Consider the following 7,587-nt stretch of genomic DNA (forward strand, 5'->3'; position numbering starts at 1 on the left):
TAACGATGAAGTGATTGGCAGGAGACATGATGAGTACCCAGACTTTGACCGAAGGAACGGTTCCCCAGCGCCTGGCGCACACCCGTGAACTGATGCGTCGCGAAGGTATCCACGCGTTGCTGGTGCCGTCCGCCGACCCGCACTTGTCGGAATACCTGCCGGGCTACTGGCAGGGCCGGCAATGGCTGTCAGGTTTCCATGGTTCGGTCGGCACCTTGATTGTCACCCCCGATTTCGCCGGGGTCTGGGCCGACAGCCGATACTGGGAACAGGCGACCAAGGAACTCAAGGGCAGCGGCATCGAACTGGTGAAACTGCAACCGGGTCAGCCGAGCCCGCTGGACTGGCTGGCCGAGCAGACGCCGGAAGGTGGCGTGGTTGCGGTTGATGGTGCGGTGATGGCCGTCGCGTCGGCGCGTACCCTGGGCAGCAAGCTCGAGGCGCGGGGCGCCAGTCTGCGTACCGACATCGACCTGTTGAAAGAAGTCTGGAGCGACCGCCCGGCGCTGCCGAACGCGCCGATCTATCAACACCTGCCGCCGCAGGCGACCGTCAGCCGTGGCGAGAAACTTGCCCAGCTGCGCGAAACCCTGCAGGCGCGCGGCGCGGACTGGCACTTCATCGCCACCCTCGACGATATCGCCTGGCTGTTCAACCTGCGCGGCGGTGACGTGTCGTTCAACCCGGTATTCGTTTCCTTTGCGCTGATCAGCCAGCAACAAGCCACGCTGTTTGTCGCACTGAGCAAGGTCGATGCTGAACTGCGTGCAGTGCTGGAAAAAGACGGCGTGACCCTGCGTGACTACAGCGAAGTCGCTGACGCCCTGGGTGGAATTCCGAGTGGCGCGAGCCTGCTGGTGGATCCGGCGCGGGTTACCAGCGGTCTGCTGGACAACCTGGATACCGGCGTGAAACTGGTCGAAGGCCTGAACCCGACCACCCTGGCCAAGTCGCAGAAGAGCCTGGCGGATGCCGGCCACATTCGTCAGGCGATGGAGCAGGATGGCGCGGCGTTGTGCGAATTCTTCGCCTGGCTGGAGTCGGCCTGGGGGCGCGAACGCATTACCGAGCTGACCATCGACGAAAAACTCACGGCGGCTCGTGAGCGTCGTCCGGATTACGTGTCGCTGAGTTTCAACACCATCGCCGCGTTCAACGCCAATGGCGCGATGCCGCATTATCACGCCACTGCGCAAGAACACGCAGTGATCGAGGGCGACGGCCTGCTGCTGATCGATTCCGGCGGCCAGTACCTGGGTGGCACCACTGACATCACGCGTATGGTGCCGGTCGGTACGCCAACCGAAGAGCAAAAGCGTGACTGCACCCGCGTTCTGAAAGGCGTGATTGCCTTGTCCCGTGCGCGATTCCCGAAAGGCATTCTGTCGCCGTTGCTGGACGCCATCGCCCGTGCACCGATCTGGGCCGAGAACGTGGACTACGGCCACGGCACCGGTCACGGGGTGGGTTACTTCCTCAACGTGCACGAAGGTCCGCAGGTCATCGCCTATCAGGCGGCGCCAGCGCCACAGACCGCCATGCAACCGGGCATGATCACCTCCATCGAACCGGGCACTTACCGTCCGGGCCGCTGGGGTGTGCGGATCGAGAACCTGGCGATGAACGTTGAAGCGGGAAGCAGCGAGTTCGGCGAGTTCCTCAAGTTCGAAACCCTGACCCTGTGCCCGATCGACACCCGATGCCTGGTACCGTCGTTGCTGACGCAGGAAGAGAAGCAATGGTTCAACGCCTATCACGCCGAAGTGCGCGAGCGGCTGAGCCCGCTGCTTGATGGCGCGGCACTGCAATGGCTGAACACGCGCACCGCTGCTATTTAAACGGTTGAAGCTGCGGCGCTGCAGCCAGCGCCTGAGTCATGAAATCGACAAACGCGTTGACCCTGGCGGACTGGCGACGGTTCGCCGGGGATACGGCGTGTATTGGTAATGATCGGGTCTGGTAGTCCTGCAACAGGGCGATCACTCGACCCGCCTTCAAATCCTCGCTGAACAGCCAGACCGGTGACAGCGATATTCCCAATCCTCCCAGAACCATTTCGCGGATCGCTTCGGAGCTGTTGCTCTGGGCGTTGCCCTGGATGCGTACGTCATGGTGTTGGCCATCTTTCTCGTAGGCCCACAGGTTCTGAGTGCTGAGCAGGTTGAATTGCAAGCAATTGTGCTGTGCAAGATCCTGGGGTGACAGTGGGTGTCCGTAGCGTTGCAGGTAATCGGGTGTCGCCACTGTGATCCGGTGGGTGATGCCGATGCGTCTGGCGATCATGCCGCTGTCGTTCAATTCACCGATGCGCAGGCTGACATCCAGGCCTTCGCCGACCAGATCCAGGTTCTGATCGCTCAGTTGCAAGTCGACTTTCACCTGCGGGTAGCGCTGTAGAAATTCCGCCAGCCGCGTGGCGATCTGCAAGCGGCCGAAACTGACGGAGGAGCCGATCCGCAAAGGGCCGGCCACGGTTTCCCTGCCGGACTGGAAGCTGTGCTCGGCGGCATCCACGGCGGCGAGGATATTTCGACATTCGGTGTAGTACCGCTGACCTTCATCGGTCAGTGACAACTTGCGTGTACTGCGAGCAATCAGCTTGCCGCCCAGTTGACCCTCAAGGGCGCGCAGGACTTTGCTGATGGTCGGTTGGGTGGTATGCAGTTCCCGGGCAACGGCGGAGAAACTGCCGCGTTCGACCACCCGTACGAAGATGGCCATTGCGTTGAGCTTGTCCATGAAGCGCCTCATTCATGCCGTTTTGGCATTCTTACTATAGTGATTTGACGTCTTATCGGCATGGATCTGTTGCGGGAACATGGCTTCACTTTCTCCCACAGGAATGACTGAAATGACTGACTCACTGCACATGAAAGCCCTGATGGTAGATACCGCCAACGGGCCGCTACGCTTGGCTTCTTTGGAACGCCCCGTAGCCGCGGCTGGACAGGTTTTGGTGCGGATCAAGGCCAGCGGCGTGAATCCCCTGGATCTGAAAATCCGTGCGGGGCAGGCCGCCCATGCTCGGCAACCGTTGCCGGCCGTTTTGGGGCTGGATCTTGCGGGTGTGGTCGAAGCGGTGGGCGAGGGCGTGCAGGATTGGGCGCCGGGCGATGAGGTGTATGCGTTGGCCACGGGGATCGGCGGTGCGCAAGGTTCGCTGGCCGAGTTTGCAGTGGTGGACGCACGACTGCTGGCGCGAAAACCTGCGAATCTGAGCCCGCGTGAGGCCGCGAGCCTGCCATTGATACTGATCACGGCGTGGGAAGGCCTGGTGGATCGGGCTCGGGTGAGTGCGGGGCACAAAGTGTTGATTCATGGCGGCGCCGGTGGCGTCGGGCATGTGGCTGTGCAGATTGCTCGTGCATTCGGTGCTGACGTGTATGCAACGGGCTCTGCGGGACAGCGCTCGATCATCGAAGGTTACGGCGCGACGTTCATTGATTATCGAGCAAGCTCGGTGGAGGAGTATGTCACGCAGTTCACAGCGGGGGAGGGGTTCGACATTGTCTATGACACGGTCGGCGGCGAGACGCTGGATGCCTCCTTCAAAGCAGCACGGATCTACAGCGGGCATGTGCTCAGTTGTCTCGGCTGGGGGCAGCACAGTCTTGCGCCGTTGTCGTTTCGTGGGGCGACGTATTCGGGGGTGTTCACCTTGCTGCCGTTACTGACCGGCAGGGGGTGTGAGCATCATGGAGAGATTTTGCGACAAGCCGCTGCCTTGATTGAGTCCGGTCAGTTGCGGCCGCTGCTTGATCCGCATCGGTTTACGCTGCAAACCGCTGCGGAGGCCCATGAGCTGCTGGCAACGAAAGCCGCTCAAGGGCGTCTGGTCGTGGAGATTTAGCGAAGGGCTTCCACCACGAAGTCGAGCCGATCCTGACCGAAGAACAGCTGGTTGTCGATGAACATGCTCGGCGCACCGAAGACGCCGCGTTTCACGGCGGTTTCGGTGTTGTCCCTGAGAGCGGACTTGACCGCTTCATCGTTGGTCAATGCCAGTACCTCTTCGGGATTGAAGCCATGTTCGGTCAGCACGGCGGCAACCGTTGCCGGTTCATCGAGGGGACGGCCTTCAACCCACAGTGCTTGGAACAGGCAATCGATGAACGCCTGGAAGCGATCCGGATGACGCAGTTGAATGCCGGTGACCGCCCGCATCAGCATCAGCGTATTGATCGGGAAATGCGGGTTGAATTTCAGGGGCACGCCGTAGCGCTTCGCGTAGCGGTCCAGGTCCTGAAACATGTAGCGACCCTTGGCCGGGATCATCGCCGGCGACGCGTTACCGGTGGCTTTGAAGACGCCGCCCAGCAACATTGGAATGTAGATCAACTGGCTGTCGGTTTCGGCGCAGATCCTTGGCAACTGGGTATATGCCAGGTAGGTAGCGGGACTGCCGAGATCAAAATAGAACTCCACGGTTTTGCTCATGTTCGCTGCACTCGGTTTTTGTTATTGGTGGGATTACCAGCGTTCGTTCCAGGGGCGCAGATCCAACTCGAACGTCCAGGCGTCTCGTGGCTGGCTATGCAGATACCAGTAGTTCTCGGCAATGTGTTCGGGGTCGAGGATACCGTCCTGATCTTTGGTGGCATATTTGTCAGGGAAGTTGTCGCGGATGAAGTCGGTATCGATGGCCCCGTCGACCACAACGTGGGCGACATGAATGTTCATCGGGCCAAGCTCTCTGGCCATGCTCTGTGCCAGAGCCCGGATACCGTGCTTGGCCCCGGCGAATGCGGCGAAACCCGAGGCTCCGCGCAATCCGGCAGTCGCGCCGGTGAACAGAATCGTGCCGCGGCGGCGGGTCACCATTCGTTTGGCAACTTCCCGGGCATTGAGAAAACCGGAGAAACAGGCCATCTCCCAGATCTTGAAATACTTGCGGGCGGTTTCTTCGAGGATGCTGCAAGGCACGTTGGCGCCGATATTGAAGACGAACGCTTCAATCGGTCCGAGGCGGGTTTCGATATCTTCGATCAGCGCTATCACGTCTTCTTCCTTGCGTGCATCGCAGGCAAAACCGTGGGCTTCACCGCCGTCCATCTGAATGGCTTCCACCAGAGGCTGTAATTTGTCGGCGCTGCGCCGCGTGGCGCAAGCGATGAAACCTTCTTTGGCAAACCGCTTGGCTATGGCACCACCCGTGGCATCACCTGCACCGACAACCAATACGACCTTCTTGTTATTCATGGGGTGGATCCCTTTGGTAAACGATCGTTAAGTGAACGAACGTTATGCTAGGGTTTGCTCAGCGTCAAGGCATTCAATCGTGAGGACAAACACATGCGGTACTCCGCTGGTCACAAGCTGGAAACCAAAGAAAAGCTTCTGCAAAGCAGCTCGTTGTCCGCTAAAAAAAATGGGTTTTCATCAATGGGCGTCGATGGTCTGATGAAGGCGATCGGCTTGAGTGGGGCGGCGTTTTACAGCCATTTCTCGTCCAAGGATGCGCTGTTCGCGGCTATCGTCGAGCGCGAGTTATGCCAGAGTCTGGAGCGGTTGGGCGGGCAGGGGGCGCAGGATCGCGAACGGCTGGAGCGGTGCCTGAAGCTGTATCTGAAGATGGCCCATGTCGAGCAGCCGGAGTTGGGCTGCGCACTACCTGCACTGGGTGCCGAGATCGCGCGTTCGGATATTGTCGTGCGGGAACAGGCTGAGTTGTGGATCTGTAAGCTTCAGAAAAGTTGGGCACAAATTCTGGAAAGTGACAGCCTGGCCTGGGCGATTCTGTCGCAATGCGTCGGGGCTCTGGTGGTGGCGCGTATGCTGGCTTCGCCCAGGATTCAGCAGCGGGTGCTGGATTCCTGTCATGAGGCAATCGGGAACCAGCTCGCCATTTCGCGAACGCCGTAGTGGCGATGGTTTATTTGCAGATGACGATCATGCTGCGGCTGGTATAGCCGGCGGGGTTGAGACCAAAGGGATAATCACCCGGTTCTTCCACAGTATCGCCTGATTTTGCGATGACCTTGTAGCCCTTCGGTGCGCAAGAGTTCGCGGCGCTGGTGTAGCACCTGTCCCAAGAGGAGGACAATCCTGAACAGTTGATGTGCAGCCCTTTCTTGCCGTGCTTTACATGGGTCTTCGACGTCGCCGCGCAGCCCGCAACGGCGAGTATGGCGATCAGTATCAAAATTCGTTTCATTACCGTCCTTATGGCGGCCTCGAGTCTGGCGCTCGGGTCTGCCTGTATTCGCTCTCGCTTGAAGCGTTCTGATGTCCCTGTCCGAAAAAATCCATGTCTGGCATTGGGTTGCGAGGCTAAACATGGCCTAAATGAGCGCCAATTGCCAGACCTTCGTAAAATCCTCTTTCAATCTGCCGCGATGGCGGGTTTAGAGGTGCTGCCCATCGTCATGGTTGCTCCTACGGATGCCAGAATAATGCACAGGATCGCCATCCATTGTGACAAAGAGAGGTATTCCTGAAGGAAAAGCAGACCCGAGAGTGCGCCGAAAGCCGGTTCGATGCTCATAAGCGTGCCAAAGGTGCGGGCTGGCATGCGGGTGAGAGCGACCATTTCCAGTGTGTAGGGGAGAGCTGTGGACAGGATCGCCACCCCGATAGCGATGGGAATCAATGCGGGTGTCAGCAGTGCGCTGCCTGCATGGACGATGCCGATGGGGGCGACGAACAGGGCTGCGATCATCACACCAAGTGCTGCGGTGGTCACGCCGTTATCTGCGCCGGCCTTCTGGCCAAACAGGATATACAACGCCCAGCACGCGCCGGCTCCCAGCGCATAGCCTGCACCGACCAGATCGATACCCGCTGTCGTAGCGCCGGTCGGTATCAACAGCAACAAGCCGATGGCAGCCAAGGCGATCCAGAGAAAGTCAATTGCGCGACGCGAGGCATAAATGGCGACTGCCAGCGGGCCGGTGAACTCCAGGGCGACAGCGATGCCGAGCGGAACGGTGCGCAACGACATATAGAAGAGGAAGTTCATGCCGCCTAGCGCCATCCCGTAGACAATTACTGTGCGCAGCGACTGGGCTGTCAGCTTCGCTCTCCAGGGTTTGAGCAGTAACAACATGATCACGCTGGCGAAGATCAGGCGCAGGGTTGTAGTGCCCTGAGCGCCAACAATTGGGAACATGCTTTTGGCCAGCGAAGCGCCGGACTGAATCGATGCCATGGCAATTAATAGAAGGCCAACCGGGAACAGGGTTGAGGCAAGGCTGCGAGGCTGGTCGTTCATTGCGTGGCATCATCCGAGGAGGTAACAGGTGTTTTGTGCAATATAGTGCGCACTGACTGCGTTCGCGTCTATATAGAAGTGACCTTTTTCCCTCTATTGATAGAAAACTCAAATTAATGGTTGACGGCGGATTCTGAGTCTCTATAATTCGCCCCACTTCCGGCGCAGTCGAAACGGAAAACTCCTTGATAAACAATGAGTTAAGTAGGTTTCGAAAGCGGATTGCTTCAGATCATCGAGGCCTGGAAGAAGTTGGAAATGCCGGATTGTTACGGCGCTTTCAACGGTTCGATCTTCTCGGTCGAAAGCGGAGAAAAAGAGGTGTTGACAGCAGCGTGTAACGCTGTAGAATTCGCCTCCCGCTAACGAGAGATCGG

The 7,587-nt window shown here is 58.9% G+C and carries 8 protein-coding genes; 3 read left to right on the forward strand and 5 right to left on the reverse strand.

What is annotated here, in order from left to right:
• Nucleotides 1-29 precede the first annotated feature (29 nt).
• The gene (locus L6D81_RS27205; RefSeq protein WP_236182680.1) at nucleotides 30-1,838 is read left to right on the forward strand and encodes an aminopeptidase P family protein; all 1,809 of its coding nucleotides are present in this window, start codon (nucleotides 30-32) and stop codon (nucleotides 1,836-1,838) included.
• On the opposite strand, the gene L6D81_RS27210 is transcribed toward L6D81_RS27205, so the two are convergent.
• The gene (locus tag L6D81_RS27210) at nucleotides 1,831-2,739 is read right to left on the reverse strand and encodes a LysR family transcriptional regulator (protein ID WP_236182681.1); all 909 of its coding nucleotides are present in this window, start codon (nucleotides 2,737-2,739) and stop codon (nucleotides 1,831-1,833) included. The genes L6D81_RS27205 and L6D81_RS27210 overlap by 8 nt on opposite strands.
• 112 nt (nucleotides 2,740-2,851) lie before the next feature.
• Between L6D81_RS27210 and L6D81_RS27215 the strand changes: the two genes are divergently transcribed.
• The gene (locus L6D81_RS27215; protein WP_236182682.1) at nucleotides 2,852-3,850 is read left to right on the forward strand and encodes a zinc-dependent alcohol dehydrogenase family protein; all 999 of its coding nucleotides are present in this window, start codon (nucleotides 2,852-2,854) and stop codon (nucleotides 3,848-3,850) included.
• Here L6D81_RS27215 and L6D81_RS27220 read toward each other — a convergent pair.
• Nucleotides 3,847-4,437, reverse strand: a complete 591-nt coding sequence (locus L6D81_RS27220) for a 2-hydroxychromene-2-carboxylate isomerase (RefSeq protein WP_236182683.1) — start codon at nucleotides 4,435-4,437, stop codon at nucleotides 3,847-3,849. The two genes, L6D81_RS27215 and L6D81_RS27220, sit on opposite strands and share 4 nt — an antisense overlap.
• Before the next feature lie 33 nt (nucleotides 4,438-4,470).
• Nucleotides 4,471-5,199, reverse strand: a complete 729-nt coding sequence (locus L6D81_RS27225) for an SDR family oxidoreductase (protein WP_236182684.1) — start codon at nucleotides 5,197-5,199, stop codon at nucleotides 4,471-4,473.
• 93 nt (nucleotides 5,200-5,292) lie between these two features.
• Between L6D81_RS27225 and L6D81_RS27230 the strand changes: the two genes are divergently transcribed.
• The gene (locus L6D81_RS27230; RefSeq protein ID WP_236182685.1) at nucleotides 5,293-5,862 is read left to right on the forward strand and encodes a TetR/AcrR family transcriptional regulator; all 570 of its coding nucleotides are present in this window, start codon (nucleotides 5,293-5,295) and stop codon (nucleotides 5,860-5,862) included.
• 10 nt (nucleotides 5,863-5,872) lie between these two features.
• On the opposite strand, the gene L6D81_RS27235 is transcribed toward L6D81_RS27230, so the two are convergent.
• Nucleotides 5,873-6,154 carry a hypothetical protein gene (locus L6D81_RS27235; protein WP_236182686.1) on the reverse strand — a complete coding sequence of 94 codons (282 nt, stop codon included), beginning with the start codon at nucleotides 6,152-6,154 and terminating at the stop codon, nucleotides 5,873-5,875.
• A gap of 168 nt (nucleotides 6,155-6,322) precedes the next feature.
• Complete coding sequence (gene rhtA / locus L6D81_RS27240; protein ID WP_236182687.1) at nucleotides 6,323-7,210, reverse strand: threonine/homoserine exporter RhtA; 888 nt, start codon at nucleotides 7,208-7,210, stop codon at nucleotides 6,323-6,325.
• Nucleotides 7,211-7,587 lie beyond the last annotated feature (377 nt).

This window comes from Pseudomonas sputi (assembly GCF_021603585.1).
Lineage (GTDB): Bacteria > Pseudomonadota > Gammaproteobacteria > Pseudomonadales > Pseudomonadaceae > Aquipseudomonas > Aquipseudomonas sputi.